This is a genomic window from Persicobacter psychrovividus (assembly GCF_036492425.1).
Classification (GTDB): domain Bacteria; phylum Bacteroidota; class Bacteroidia; order Cytophagales; family Cyclobacteriaceae; genus Persicobacter; species Persicobacter psychrovividus.
The window spans coordinates 123,038-138,016 of the sequence record NZ_AP025292.1 but is presented as its reverse complement, the minus strand read 5'-3'; the positions used below and the strand labels follow the sequence as shown (position 1 = coordinate 138,016).

At 45.3% G+C, this 14,979-nt stretch carries 11 protein-coding genes; 9 read left to right on the top strand and 2 right to left on the bottom strand.

Going from position 1 to position 14,979, the window contains the following annotated elements:
• Window positions 1-20: 20 nt before the first annotated feature.
• The 5 genes from odhB to AABK40_RS00525 all read left to right on the top strand — a co-directional run bounded on the left by odhB (window position 21) and on the right by AABK40_RS00525 (window position 5,815).
• Complete coding sequence (odhB, locus tag AABK40_RS00545; protein WP_338397379.1) at window positions 21-1,595, top strand: 2-oxoglutarate dehydrogenase complex dihydrolipoyllysine-residue succinyltransferase; 1,575 nt, start codon at window positions 21-23, stop codon at window positions 1,593-1,595.
• Window positions 1,596-1,827: 232 nt separating this feature from the next.
• The gene (gene lpdA, locus AABK40_RS00540; RefSeq protein ID WP_338397378.1) at window positions 1,828-3,228 is read left to right on the top strand and encodes a dihydrolipoyl dehydrogenase; all 1,401 of its coding nucleotides are present in this window, start codon (window positions 1,828-1,830) and stop codon (window positions 3,226-3,228) included.
• Between the two features lie 412 nt (window positions 3,229-3,640).
• Entirely contained in the window at window positions 3,641-4,210 is a 570-nt protein-coding gene (locus AABK40_RS00535; RefSeq protein WP_332922923.1) for a GNAT family N-acetyltransferase, read from the top strand.
• 602 nt (window positions 4,211-4,812) lie between these two features.
• Window positions 4,813-5,241 (top strand): organic hydroperoxide resistance protein, encoded by a 429-nt coding sequence (locus AABK40_RS00530; RefSeq protein WP_332919304.1) that lies wholly within the window; start codon window positions 4,813-4,815, stop codon window positions 5,239-5,241.
• Window positions 5,242-5,290: 49 nt separating this feature from the next.
• Window positions 5,291-5,815, top strand: coding sequence for a GNAT family N-acetyltransferase (locus tag AABK40_RS00525; RefSeq protein WP_338397377.1), 525 nt, complete (start codon window positions 5,291-5,293; stop codon window positions 5,813-5,815).
• Window positions 5,816-5,853: 38 nt separating this feature from the next.
• On the opposite strand, the gene AABK40_RS00520 is transcribed toward AABK40_RS00525, so the two are convergent.
• Window positions 5,854-6,603, bottom strand: coding sequence for a porin family protein (locus AABK40_RS00520; protein WP_338397376.1), 750 nt, complete (start codon window positions 6,601-6,603; stop codon window positions 5,854-5,856).
• A gap of 97 nt (window positions 6,604-6,700) precedes the next feature.
• On the opposite strand from AABK40_RS00520, the gene AABK40_RS00515 reads away from it, so the two are divergent.
• Entirely contained in the window at window positions 6,701-9,367 is a 2,667-nt protein-coding gene (locus tag AABK40_RS00515) for an alpha-L-rhamnosidase-related protein (RefSeq protein WP_338397375.1), read from the top strand.
• Window positions 9,368-9,453: 86 nt separating this feature from the next.
• Here AABK40_RS00515 and epsC read toward each other — a convergent pair whose 3' ends face one another.
• A complete protein-coding gene (gene epsC / locus AABK40_RS00510) occupies window positions 9,454-10,278 on the bottom strand; it encodes a serine O-acetyltransferase EpsC (RefSeq protein WP_332919308.1) in 825 nt (274 codons plus the stop codon).
• A 378-nt stretch (window positions 10,279-10,656) separates the two neighbouring features.
• Between epsC and AABK40_RS00505 the strand changes: the two genes are divergently transcribed.
• The 3 genes from AABK40_RS00505 (at window position 10,657) to AABK40_RS00495 (ending at window position 14,740) form a co-directional block, all read left to right on the top strand.
• Window positions 10,657-12,558, top strand: a complete 1,902-nt coding sequence (locus AABK40_RS00505) for a tetratricopeptide repeat protein (protein ID WP_338397374.1) — start codon at window positions 10,657-10,659, stop codon at window positions 12,556-12,558.
• Between the two features lie 250 nt (window positions 12,559-12,808).
• Complete coding sequence (gene gltX / locus AABK40_RS00500) at window positions 12,809-14,356, top strand: glutamate--tRNA ligase (RefSeq protein ID WP_338397373.1); 1,548 nt, start codon at window positions 12,809-12,811, stop codon at window positions 14,354-14,356.
• A gap of 114 nt (window positions 14,357-14,470) precedes the next feature.
• Entirely contained in the window at window positions 14,471-14,740 is a 270-nt protein-coding gene (locus AABK40_RS00495; protein WP_338397372.1) for a DUF805 domain-containing protein, read from the top strand.
• The last annotated feature ends 239 nt before the right edge of the window (window positions 14,741-14,979 follow it).

Here is a 14,979-nt window from a genome sequence, read left to right as displayed (position 1 = left end):
ACATTCCAACATAAGAAATTATGAGCCTTGAAGTAACAGTCCCTAATGTTGGGGAATCAATCAGTGAAGTTACCATTGCACAATGGTTGAAAAGTGACGGTGATGTGGTAGAAATGGACGAGGTCATCTGCGAGATGGAATCCGACAAAGCCACTTTTGAACTTACCGCCGAAGCAGGCGGAAAGCTGAGCATTGTCGCTGAAGAAGGGGAAACCCTTGAAATCGGTGGTCTGGTATGTAAGATCGACGAATCTGCCGCAGGCGAAGGATCTGCCGATACCAGCAAAGAAGAAAATACCGACAGTCAGGCACAAAGCCAAAACGACAATGGCGGTAATGAGCAGGAGCACAAAAGTAGCGATAGTAGCGAAGGGGAAGTTGTTGAAATGAACGTTCCTACCGTTGGGGAATCCATCACTGAGGTGGTGATTGCCTCCTGGCTGAAAAGCACGGGCGATCAGGTGGAGATGGATGAAGTCATTGCCGAAATTGAATCCGACAAAGCGACTTTCGAACTCACTGCCGAAGCCACAGGCGTACTTGAAACCATTGCCGAGGAAGGCGACACCCTGAACATCGGTGCGCCACTGTGTAAAATCACTAAAAACGCAGGAGGCTCCTCCGCTTCCTCGACACAGACAGCAGCAAAAGAGGACGAAACACCAAACCCAATGCCAGCGGCGAACAATGACAGCTACGCCTCTGGTCACAGCTCTCCTGCTGCTGCAAAAATATTGGCTGAAAAAGGAATTAAGGCTGAAAATGTTAATGGAACTGGTAAGGATGGCCGCATCACCAAAGAAGATGCCCTCAATGCCAAAGCCTCCACAGCGCCTAAAGCACCTCAGAAAAGTGCGGAAAAATCAGCACCTTCCCCAAGTCTTAAAGTCGAAGGCCGCGGGCAGGAACGCAAGCGCATGACGCCTTTGCGCAAAACCATTGCCAAACGACTGGTACAGGTGAAAAATGAAACGGCGATGCTGACCACCTTCAATGAGGTGAACATGCAGCCGATCATGGATCTTCGTAAAAAGTACAAAGAATCTTTCAAGAAGAAATATGAGGTCAATCTCGGCTTCATGTCTTTCTTCACCAAAGCCTGTTGCCTGGCCCTTCAAGAATTCCCTGCAGTAAATGCACAGATCGACGGAGATGAGATGGTGTATAATGAATTCTGCGATATTTCCATTGCTGTTTCTGCTCCTAAAGGCCTGGTGGTGCCCGTGATCAGAAATGCCGAGGAGATGTCTTTTGATACCATCGAAAAAACCATCGTTGAACTGGCCACAAAAGCCAAAAACAATAAACTTTCCATTGATGAAATGACTGGTGGAACATTCACCATCACCAACGGGGGAATCTTCGGATCCATGCTCTCCACGCCAATCATCAATGCTCCACAGTCGGCAATTTTAGGAATGCACAACATCGTTGAGCGCCCAATGGCGGTGAATGGCGAAGTGAAAATTCTGCCGATTATGTATGTCGCACTAAGCTACGACCACCGCATTATCGACGGCCGAGAATCGGTAGGCTTCCTCGTTCGCGTGAAAGAACTACTTGAAGATCCTTCGCGCCTGTTGTTGGGAATTTAAAGTGTTGGTTTTAAGGCCATGATTACCCTGATTAAAAGGATTGACTTGATTTATTTTAAATGAAAAAAGTAATCTGTGAAAATCTGTGTACTCTGTGGACAAAAAAGAAAACCACTCTTCACAACATCCCGCTACGATCCCCAAAACCGAAAGCATCCGCTTTCAACAAATAGTCCTCAGGGCATGCCCTGAGGCTACATCATCACACCATCACCACGAAAATTCCAAAACAATGAAATACGACATCACCATCATCGGATCAGGTCCTGGCGGCTACGTAGCAGCCATTCGCTGTGCACAGCTGGGCATGAAAACCGCCCTTGTTGAAAAATACAGCACCCTCGGCGGCACCTGTCTGAATGTCGGGTGTATCCCTTCCAAAGCCCTGCTGGATTCTTCGGAGCATTACCACAATGCCCACAAACGATTCGAGGAGCATGGGATCAAAATCAATGATCTTGGCGTAGATATGCCACAGATGATCAAAAGAAAGGATAGCGTTGTAAGCCAAACTACCGCAGGCATCGACTACCTGATGAAGAAAAACAAGATTGATGTACACCACGGACTGGGAAGCTTTCAGGATAAAAACACCATCAAGGTCCTCAATGATAAAGGAGAAGTGAATACCTTCACTTCAGCAAAAACCATTATTGCCACAGGTTCCAAACCTGCCAACCTGCCTTTTATCGAACTCGACAAAGAGCGGGTGATCACCTCTACAGAGGCCCTGAACTTGCAAAAAGTGCCCGATCACCTCATTATTATTGGTGGAGGGGTTATTGGCCTGGAGCTCGGTTCAGTATATGCCCGATTAGGCGCAAAAGTATCTGTGATTGAGTATATGGACAATATTATCCCGACCATGGACCGCACCATGGGTAAAGACCTCCAGCGTTCACTGAAAAAGATCGGCGTAAAATTCTACCTCCAACATAAGGTTACTGGGGTAAGCCGTTCGGAAGATCAGGTAACCGTTACAGCGGAAGATAAAAAAGGACAAACCGTGGAATTCCTCGGCGATTATTGCATGGTGGCTATTGGCCGTAAAGCCTATACTGAAGGGCTTGGGCTTGAAAATGTGGGCATCACGACAGACAAACAGGGCAGGGTGGAAGTGAACGAACACTTGCAAACTTCACAAGACAACATCTTTGCCATCGGAGATGTGATCAAAGGTGCCATGCTTGCTCACAAAGCGGAAGAAGAAGGCGTTTACGTCGCCGAATATGCCGCTGGACAAAAGCCACACATCAATTACAACTTAATTCCTGGGGTGGTTTACACTTGGCCTGAGGTGGCTTCGGTAGGTTATACCGAAGAGCAGCTGAAAGAAAAAGGAACTGCTTATAAAACTGGAGCATTCCCTTTCAAAGCCCTCGGGCGCGCAAGAGCCTCCATGGATATCGAAGGACAGGTGAAAGTACTTGCTGACAAACAGACGGATGAATTGCTCGGTGTACACATCATCGGGCCCCGAGCGGCAGACATGATCGCTGAAGCCGTTATTGCCATGGAGTACCGTGCCTCTGCAGAAGATATCGCACGGATGTCGCACGCACACCCCACCTATACCGAGGCCATGAAAGAGGCCTGCCTTGCTGCAACGGAAGACCGCGCATTGCATGTTTAGAAAAAATAGATAAATATACCTAAAAAAAGACAGGCCTTCGCCTGTCTTTTTTTTGCGCTGAAACGACTAAAAACACTTGTCAGACTGTTCTTGAAAAAATCAAATCAGGCCTTATCATTTTTATTACTTACACATCATTGTGAAACACTTACAGCCCATAAACAATATACTCATCCTCAAAAAATTCAAACCCATCTATAATAAAAGAGGTTTAAATTGTATAGAATTCAACAATTATTATTTCGTTTTTTATTGTTTGTCAAAATAAAATTAAGACCAAACCCCTATTTACACAAAGCGCATCAAATTTGAATATCACATCAAAACAGCTAAATAATTGATATATTCAAAATAAATAAGTTAATTGCTTTCGGATTAAGCAATAAAACAACTTAGCTTAGACAGAACAGATATGAGTACTTCCCCCCATTATAGAGTACACGAAGAACCCATCAGACCTGCGCAGTATAACAACACTGCCAAGTTCGAAACGAAGAGGATCACGGTTCGCCCGTTGAACCTGCAGGACCTCCCTGCCTTCAGTAAACTGTTATCCCAAAATCAGGTAACCCAGTACACTATTGGCAAACCCCTGAACAAGCAAGAGAGTAGCGCATTACTTCAGCAAATTATCGACAATTATAATAAGCCCTATAATGACCATTGGGTATGGGCGGCGGTCGATATCAAAAATCAGCAATTTTTGGGTACCTGCTCCATTGTCAAAAACGCCAAGGAGGAAGAGGTGATCAGTATGCGACTTGATCCAGAAGTGTGGGGGAAAGGTTATGGTTTTGAGTTGGCCAAGGGACTTACCCGATATGCAGTCAAAACATTGAGGTTCAAAACTGTTAAAGCTTATATCGATCAGCAAGATGCTGCGGGGGCCATGATCCTGATGTGTTGTGGATTTAAGCAGGAAGCATCTGAAAGCAACAGCCGCAACCGAACCAATCATATTTACACCTTCCGTAAATGCTAAAGGTATTCCAAAAGGGATTATAAGAGCGCTTCTGCATGTAAATAACGCATGATATTTCTATAAGAACCATTTCTCCAAAATAATGAAAAGTGATCGCAGGTTTGCGATGGGTGATATCCAATTTACGAAACAAAAAAATCTGTGGAAATCTGCGTAATCTGTGGACAATATAGAAACATACAACAAGAGCGTATTGTAAACTTAAAGCGCTTCTGCCTGCAAATAACGCAGGATATTTCTATGAGAACCATTTCTCTAAAATAATGAAAAGTGATCGCAGGTTTGCGATGGCCGATATCCAATTTACGAAATAAAAAAATCTGTGGAAATCTGCGTAATCTGTGGACAATATAAAACCATACAACAAGAGCGTATTTAAAACTTAAAATTCGTAACGAATATTTCGAGTATTGGAGATGTAATTCAAAATCACTTTCATTCATCTGAATTTTCCATCAGCTCTAAGTCTTTCAACACGCGCTAAGCCCAAATACACGATTTAATTTCTTTTCCTCTTTTTTCACGGATGAACGTAACCTTTTACGGACGCTTGGGGTATACTCAATAGTAATTATATCGCACACGACATAAACCAAAAGATAATGAGTATTCAAAAACTATATACCGCACAAGCAGAAGCCACAGGCGGACGAGATGGAAAAGTAACCACCCCAGACGGAGCCATAGATCGCCAGCTGAGCATGCCTAAGAGTCTTGGCGGAGAGGAAAAAGCAGGAGCTACCAACCCCGAGCAATTATTTGCAGCGGGCTATGCGGCTTGTTTCAACAGCGCCCTGAATTTGGTCATCAACAATAAAAAAGTAAAAACAGGAACCACTGCCGTGAAAGCAGAAGTGGCTATTGGAAAAGATGCCGACGGCTTTGGTCTGGCAGTAGATATTCATGCCATCATTCCTGAAGTAAGCGAAGAAGAAGCCAAAGCACTCGCTGATGCCGCACATCAGGTATGCCCTTATTCCAAAGCAACAAAAGGCAATATTGAAGTTAATATCTCCGCTTCAAATGCATGATATAACACCTCTTTCTTAACCCGAAATTAAAGCACAAATTTGACCGTTTGTGCTTTTTTGTTTTACTTCCTGCATGACCATCCGAACCATCACCCCCAACGACAATCCCCTGATCGCCCAAATTATCCGGTCGGCATTAGAAGAGTACGGCGAGAACAAAGAGGGAACCATTTATTTCGACCCCATGCTCGACCAAATGAGCGCACATTACCAAACAGCCTCCTCACGCTATTTCATTATTGAAGATAAAGGACTGATTATTGGAGGTGCGGGCATTGCCCCACTTAAGGGCGCGGGCTCCCCAACTGAAACCTGCGAACTCCAGCGGATGTTCCTTAGTGCACAAGCCCGTGGCAAGGGATACGGCAAGCTTCTGATGAATAAGTGCCTCGATTTTGCACAAAAAAAAGGCTTTAAACAGGTTTATCTCGAAACGCTGCCAAGCCTTGAAAGTGCCGTTGGATTATATAAAAAGACCGGATTTAAAACCATAGAAACACCGATGGGAAACACCGGACACCGTGCCTGTGATTTGCCCATGTTGCTTCAGCTATCGGCACTCAAGCAACATTAAAGCGGTGAAGCTTTTTTTAAAACGGGCGGCCCAAAATCCTAATAATGTCTTTTCTCTTTTTTCTGTTTTTTACGCGCCAGCTTTCGGCGTTGATCCACAAATGGGAAACGTTCACGGGCATTATCAAACTGGAACATATACGCCAGCTGAATCCCCAGATACATATTCAGGGTCCCTAAAGGCGCTGAAGGATAATCTGGGTTGATGATATTTTTCAGCCCCATACTGAACACCCCCGTAAGTTCGAGTGAATTTGGACCAAAGGATTGCAGCAAACCCAACTCGGCACGAATGCCAAGGTCAAAACGATTGTCCCTGAAATCATCATAGTCCAATGGCCCCTCACTGATGATATCCCCCGAACTTCGGCTCACCAGCTGTTGTGTGTTACTGAGCTGATAAGCAAAATAAGGCCCCAGGTTCAATACCACCTTGGTCGATCCTTTAAAAAAGTAAAAGCTCGACATCAATGGCACCTCAAGGTAGGTATAGCTCGCTGCCTGCAAAGTGTCTTGTGTACTTGATGCCGGAAGCCGCTGAATAAACCCCTTTTTGGTAAAATCCAGCCCCGTTTGCAAGCCGGCGTGGGGTCCTGTGTATATTCTGTAAAAGGCGCCCCCCGAATAGGCCGGGGTAAAAGCCGTAAAGAAATTTGCATTATTGATATTATTCTGAAAATTCACCGTCGATACGCCGCCACTGCCTCGTACACCGATGAACTGCTGCGCCTTCGCCTGTGCAACAAGCATCAGCAACAACGAAAGCAAAAAGTATTTATAAAATCTCATAGCCAAATGGTTAAACAGCGATAAATTTAAGATATTTTTGACAGACAAACGCGAAAAGCTTTTTGGAATGGGTTCGCCCTTGCTAAAATTTTTCTTTATGATTAGAAAACTATTCCTTTTTATTGGCCTGATCTTGAGTTGTTCCGCTTGCAAAAAAACGCAAGAAGAATACGCCATGTTCAATGTCGGCTACTTCACGATATACCCAAGTGCAGTCATTGGTCAAAATTACAGTGCCAAAACTACACAAACAGGATTACGCACCAACTATTATCAACGGGAAAAAAATATCATTCCCAAAAATATCAAGTACACTTTCACCGTCAATGGGAAAAATATTGAATTCCCCTCAAGTGAGTACCATCAGTATCATACCAAAGCACAGGCGCATGGGCACCTGGACTGCCCCATGGTGGTGTTCGGAAAGCATGCCCCCGACACCAGTCTAAAAATTAAAGCAAATACACAAGCCAACAAAGCACTGACCGCCATTAGTTTCAAGCTGGACTTTTCGCCGGTTTTGCAGGAGATCAAACGGCAGGGCTATTGCCAGTTTGGGGAGGATGTGATCTATAAAGATGAACTGCAGGACATTGCCCTGCTGACCAATATCCCACAGGGAATGATCCTTAATCAGCCCATCGAGGGGACACAGCAATATTTGCTTGAAGCGACCGATCAGGAGGGGATCTATCAACTGACCCTGCAGATCAGGAACCGAAAAGAGTTTACCGCCAACCAATGGAAGCCCTCGGGCCGGGCGAATTACTTCTATCCGGAGTTACTTTCAAATGTGACCATCCTGGAGCGCAACTATCAGCTCGCCATTGATTATGTGAACGATTACTTTCACCATTCAGCATGGGCAACACAATCACAGACGATCAATGAAGAGTCAAACATGACTTTTGCGACCATGCTTGCCCTGGGAATCCTTGACCCTGAGACCGTCAAGACCAACCTGACCGCACAGATTACCCAAAACCGAATTACCAATTACGATAAACATTTTGGCGGCTGGCCTATTTCTTCGGAGCACGTGCTTTGGGGTATTTCTGCCTGGCAGCTATATCTGGTAACCGGCGACCGGGAGTGGCTGGAGTTTATTTATCCTATTCTTCAGGAAACCGTTGAGCAGGACATCATCACGCTGATGGATCACCATACTGGCCTGATCAAAGGCGCTAATATTGGCGTGGGTGCCAGCCTGTCGAATTACCCGAAATGGATGCAGCCCACCGACATTTTCAACAGTCAGCACCTCAGTACCAATACCATTCATTACCAACTTTTCAGTATTCTCGCGCAGGCCTCCGACCTGCTCGGCAAAGAGAGCGACCGCTACCGGAAATACCAACAGCAGCTTAAACTGGCGATTAATAAAAACCTGTGGAATGAGAATGTCGGATATTACTCCTCTTATGTTTATGGCCCCTCAAACCTTTATAAGTTCAACAGAATAGATTATTTCGGCGAAGCCATGACCACCCTCAATGGCATTACGAGTAAGCGGCAGGCCAAATTGCTTTACCAGAATGTTCCCCTGGCACCTTTTGGCATTCCGGCCTATTGCCCTTTGGCCAATAACATTTCAGACGATCAGGCGCACATTCTCCCACTGATACAAACTTTATGGATCTGGGGGGCAAGTGAAAATAGTAATGAGGAAGCCGCAAGGTTTGGCATCGGTAGCCTGCTGCGCGCCAACTCCCTGAGCTTACAAACTCCGGCAAGTGTAAACGCCTCCACGGGCACGATCAACTATATCAACGCCACTCCTGAAGAAAAACTCTGGAGTGCCTGTGCCACGCTCGGTCTATATTACCGCGTACTGATGGGCATGGACTTCCGGGAATCGGGGCTGCACTTTGCGCCGAAGATTCCGGGCAGTTTTGGCAGCGAGTTACACCTGAAAAACTTTAAATACAGAAACAGCCTGCTCGATATTCAGATCAGTGGGCACGGTCAGCACATTAAATCTTTCAGCATTGATAATGTTGCCAAAAGTACCCACAGCATTCCCAACAATATCAAAGGGAAACATCAGGTGAAGATCGTTATGACCAACACACCATGGCCGGCTTCTGAAGTAGATTTATTACCTATGGTGAAAATGCTCAAGAGCCCGATGGCAAAAATAGATGGCAATACCCTCCATTGGGATCAGCAGAAAAATGCCATTGCCTACAATGTGCTACGCAATGGGCTCCCGTATGCGTATGTTGCTGATGAGCATAACTTCAAGCTCATCCCCAACGACCATGCCCAGTACAGCGTGCAGGGGATTGATTCCCTGGGCTTCACCTCCTACATTTCAAAGCCTTTGCTTCCGGAATCTAACACCCTTTTGGTACCGGCTTCCAATGTTACTTATCACAAAAGTGCAGATGTTAAAGGACTGAAACCTATCGGTTATTTTACCCTGAAGGGAGAAGACCGCAGCATGGTGAACTTTCAGATCAACCTAAAGCATGAAGGCAACTATTTTATTGATTTCCATTACAGTAACGGCCAGCAGCCCGATAAAGCGCAGGGGGCGTGTGTTTCGCGAAGCCTAAGTATTTCCGGTATTTATCAGGGGGTGGTTGTGATGCCCTCGAGAGGAAAAGGGGAGTGGTCGAACTGGGGATATAGCAACAAGACCCTGATCCGCCTGCCCAAAGGGAGATCAACCATTTCTCTCAGCCTCGAATCTTTTAACGATGGCTGGCGACAGGAAAACAACAAGGCACTGATCGACTATATGCGCATTACGGCCGAATAAACAAAAAAGGTGATCCTCCTCTGTACTTGGGAGCATCACCTTTTTTTATTTTATTGTACAAAGCGTTTCAGCTTCCAACAGCTAATTTAAGCACTTTCGCTGCTGGCTTCATTTTTATTTTTCATGATAATCTGCGGACGGTGATACACTACGGAATCCTTCTGCACCGAGCTCGTCAGCCAGACGTTACCGCCAATCGTGCTATTCTCACCAATAATCGTATGGCCACCAAGAATCGTCGCCCCAGCATAAACCACCACATGGTCATGCAATGTAGGGTGCCGCTTTGTTTCCGCCATGCTTTTGTCCACACTCAGCGCTCCGAGGGTTACCCCCTGGTACAGCTTCACGTGATCACCAATTTCTGTCGTTTCCCCAATCACAATACCCGTCCCGTGATCAATGCAAAAATAGGCGCCAATCTTAGCTCCTGGGTGGATGTCGATCCCCGTATGGCTGTGCGCATTTTCACTGATGATGCGTGGCAAAAGAGGAATATCCAGCAAATACAACTCGTGGGCAAAACGGTGACTGAAAATCGCCTTGAAGCCTGGGTAGGTACGAATCACCTGATCGACACCAGAGGCCGCAGGGTCACCTTCACAAATCGCTTCAGCATCCTTTTTCAGGCAAGCATGAATCTGAGGGAATTTTTCAAAAATCTGGTGCGTAAGTTTTTCAGGGTCATCGCGCAACTCTTTCCGCATTCCCACCAGAATATTGAGCATCTTGGCATAAAGCACCTGATACTGCGCCTCTAACTGCGCAGGAGACACAATACAGCTTTCTGAAAGCTGTGGAAACAGGAACTCCCTCACCTTTTCCAGCAAGTCACATACCGAAGAACGGTAAGGCATCGGTGGTGTTGATTGGTGGTAGGCAAACAGCTTGTTTATAAATTCCTTATCCATAGTCATAATCCCATTAAGTCTTTTTTTTATTCAGTACGTAGAAGGCCACTGACTGCTCATTTGATTAATACTGAACAATCAAAGGTAAGATTTATTCTCTTCCCTTAAAAACAGTAACCGCAAAATGCCGCTACTCTGTACAATTTTGGCAAGCCGTAATACACGCAATAATCCTCAAATTAAGATAATACCGCATTGCTGTAAGGAAAGCAATAAAATAATCACTTATTAAATAAAAATATTAATATATTTTAAATAAATTAGTATAATTATGCTTTTAATGATTGATCAATAACCCATTACTTGTTAATGAATTAACAAGTCTTTACAACCAGTAAGCACACCATTTAAACTACAAAGGCTATCAACATTAACCAAATGAAGAAAATCCTCCTTTTCCTCCTTATTTTAGGTAACGCCCACTTTGCCGCAGCACAAAACTCCACCATTGAAAAAGCTGAAAGAGCCTACGATGCTGGAAAATATGCCGCAGCAGTACCACTATATGAAAAAGCCCTGAAAGCCAATTTCGACCCCTTCACCGCTTTCGAGCTTGCGGAGTGCTATATCGGGATGGGAGATCACGACAAGGCCACTGCCATGTTTGAAAAACTCATCAGCGACTACCGTGAAGACCTTCCCTTGGTGCGCTATGATTATGCCGTTGTACTGAAGCAAATGGGAAAATACGAACAGGCCGTCAGTGCTTTCGATACTTTTATTGAAGAGGCAAAAACGATCCGTGGACGGATTAAAGGAGATGCAAAAACACTGATCATCAAAGCTGAAGAGGAAGTCAAGGGCTGTGAACTCGCCCTGAACGACCCCTACCAGCCTTCTGAAAATGACGGTTTCCGCCTTGCGACTGAATTCCCCACTTCAAAGAAATACTTTGCAGGAACTTACCTGCCACAACAAAAACAACTGTGGCTGGCAAGTGTCGAGCGTACGGGCCGAGGCGCTTTTGAAAGATTCACCCAAAATAGCGATACCCAACAGTGGGAACCCTACCTCAACACCACCGACGGGATGAAAAACCTCACGTCCACCAATCAGGAGGAAAGTGCCATCATCAGCCCCGATGGCAACACCCTGTATTTTGTCAGAAGTTCATTGAACTACCCCGCACAGCTATACTTTTCTACCCGAAAAAATGGCCGATGGGGCAGGGCACAGGTATTGGAAGACCGCGTGAACGATCCCTACTTTGATAACATCACACCTGCACTTTCTGCCACTGGCGACACCCTGTATTTCAGCTCCGACCGCCCACATGGCAAAGGAGGATTCGATATCTGGTACAGTGTAAAAAACAGCAAAGGGGAGTGGAAAAAGGCCATCAACTTTGAGGAGGTCAATTCCTCTTCCGATGAACTTGCTCCCGTATTTGACCACCGCACCAACACCATGTACTTTACCAGCGACGGCCATTCCAACTATGGTGGTTATGATATTTTCAAATATGATGCTTCACGGAATGAAGTCGTCAACCTCGGTGCGCCTTTTAATACCCATGCCGACGACGGTTACCTTGTGCTTACCGACCACCAAATGCTTTGGAGTTCCAAAAGGGGCCAAAATGGTTATCAGGTGTATGAACAGACCATCGATCAGGCTGCCGTGGTGGCACAATCCACCATCGATAAAATTCAGCAGATTAACAGCGATCAACAAAAACTTTCTTTTAATACCAACCTGGATGCGAAAGCCTCCACCGAGGTACTGACCGCAAGCGTGTCCGTTGCTGCACCCGAAGAAAGCAAAGCACCAACAGCACCCAAAGCCCCAAAAGCGCTGAATTACGAGGAAAAAGAAAAACAGGCAGAGCATTATTATGCTGATCTTGAACATCAGCAAAAAAACAAAGTAGAGCGCATCATTGCTGTCATGTGGCTGAATATGTACCTCACGCTTGCCCCTGAACTAAAAGCAAAACTCAATGAAGATTATCATGCTTTAAATCAGGAGCAGAAAAAAACCATCAAAACGCTCGGCAGGTATTACTACGCAAAGTCGTTCACCCAACGCGCTACTTTAGCACAAAAGGAATACAATTTCTGTAAAGAAAATACCGATAAAACCGCCGACCAATGGCGCAGAATCATCATTTACAGGGCTTTCCGCCACGACAAAGAAGGCATGGCCAAAATGTCGCAACTCGACTGGGAATACCTGAAATCTCGCCCTGAAGAGGAAGTCAACCAAATGAAATTTATTGCCAAAAACCTGCGATCAACTGATAAAGTAAAGGTGAAATCCAAATCTGAAAGCAGTAAATAAGCCATCAAGGTGCGCTTTTGATTTTAAAGCGTAACCCATCATCACTAACTTAAAGCGCCTGAAATAGGCGCTTTTTTCATGCCCGCTTCCCAACAGGCATACCCCCTTGGTGCTCCTGCAAAGTAATATTACAGTTCCTGCGCCCTGCTTTTTCAAAATCCCCACTGAATTGTTACCTTTGCAGACGATTTTAGCCGTTGAACAACAGCGGCCTAATCAGGTTTTGACATAAATAATCATTCCTCTATAAATGGAAAAAGAAGTAAGAGTTCGTTTCGCCCCCTCACCAACGGGAGCCCTTCATATCGGTGGTGTCCGCACTGCCCTTTTCAATTACCTGTTCGCACGCAAAAATGGTGGTAAATTCCTTTTAAGATTGGAAGATACCGACCAGAGCCGTTTCGTCGAAGGTGCTGAAGCCTACATCCTTGAAGCCCTCAACTGGTTGGGCATGGAAGTAGATGAAGGTGTTGGCGCAAAAGAGGCTGGGGAGCACGGCCCTTACGTTCAGTCACAACGCAAAGACATCTATCAAAAATATGTGCAGCAACTGATCGACCAGGACAAAGCATACTACGCTTTCGATACCCCTGAGGAGCTCGATGCAATGCGCCAAAGATTGATGGAAGCTAAAGTGGCACAACCACAATACAACTCCATCACCCGTTCATCAATGAAAAACTCTTTGACACTTTCTGCCGAGGAGGTCAAAGCAAAAATGGATGCCGGTGAGCCTTATGTGGTACGTTTGAAAGTACCACAAAAAGAGGAAGTACGCCTGAAAGACATGGTTCGAGGATGGGTAAAAGTGATGTCTATCGATATTGATGACAAAGTTTTGCTGAAATCTGACGGTATGCCGACTTACCACCTGGCCAATGTAGTGGATGATCATCTGATGAAAATCACCCACGTCATTCGTGGTGAAGAGTGGTTGCCTTCAGCGCCATGCCACGTTTTGCTATATGAATTTTTGGGATGGGAAGACAGCATGCCTGAATTCGCTCACTTGCCGCTAATCCTCAAGCCTGACGGTAACGGTAAATTATCGAAGCGTGATGCCGACAAAAAAGGTTACCCAGTATTCCCATTGGACTGGAACGACCCACGCTCTGGCGAAACGTCTATGGGCTTCCGTGAGCAAGGTTATTTGCCTGAAGCCATGACCAACTTTTTGGCATTGCTGGGCTGGTCGCCAGGAAACGACGAAGAGATGTTCTCTTTGGAGGATCTTTGCGAACGATTCTCAATTGAGCGTGTAGGTAAGGCAGGAACCAAATTCGACATCCAGAAAGCACAGTGGTTTAATCAGCAATACCTGAAAAACCGCTCTGCAGAAGACCTAACCGCTTTTGTATTGGCTGATGCCCAAAAAGCAGGCTTGGAATGTTCTGAAGAAAAAGCCGCAGCGATTGGTCAGTTGCTGAAAGAGCGCGTAACTTTCCCTACGCAGTTTGTTGCTGAAGGGAAATACTTCTTCGAAGCTCCTACCGCCTACGACGATAAAGTAATCCGCAAAAAATGGACAACTGAAGCGAATGAAGTTTTGGCTGATTTCAAAAATGTCGTATTGGCATTGGAAGATTTCAATGCAGAAACCGTGAAAGCCGCCTATGTGGAGCTATGCGAAAAACGCGAAATCGGTATGGGAAAAGTGATGCAATCTGTACGTGTAGCCATTACAGGGCAAGCGGGAGGAGCAGACCTTTTTGAAACCATCGCGACAATCGGTCAGCAGGAAGTTGCTGAGCGTATTCAGTCGGCTTTGGATAGCCTAAAAGACAGAATCAAGGCCTAATTTTCTGTCAACAGATAATTTTAATCAAGCCAATGGTGATTTTCACTGTTGGCTTTTTTATGGTCTGAACTATCTTTGACCGAGAAATTTTTCCTGAAAATAACCCACTAAAGTATGTTCAACGCCATTTTTAAAGGTCAGTGTAACCGCAAGAACTATTGGTCATTCCTCCTGCTGAATATTGCCATTGTAATTCTTGGCAACATCATCGTCAAATCAGTTTTACACGACATCTCTAAAATAATCTATGTGATCGCCTATGAATTATTGGTCCTTATTCCTCTGCTATTTGTGAGCTATCGCAGGGTTAAAGATACAGGCAAAAAAGGCCTTTACTGGTTTATTGCACCCATTTTACTGTTTTTCCCTTCTGCTGAAAAGTAAAACATTTTTACCACTGATAATTCCCCAACCGAGCACTGTAGCAGTGGATGCTGAGCGCCTGTGCGATCAATACCATTTACCTGACGCCACCAAGCCACTTGCAAAAAAAATACCTCCTGAAAACACACAGAAGGTATTAAGAAAAATAAGATACAATCGTCAGCGGCAATAATTGAAACGCTTCTGAAGCGCTCTGTTGGTCGGTAAGGCTATTCACTATACTCGACTCAAAAGGTGGA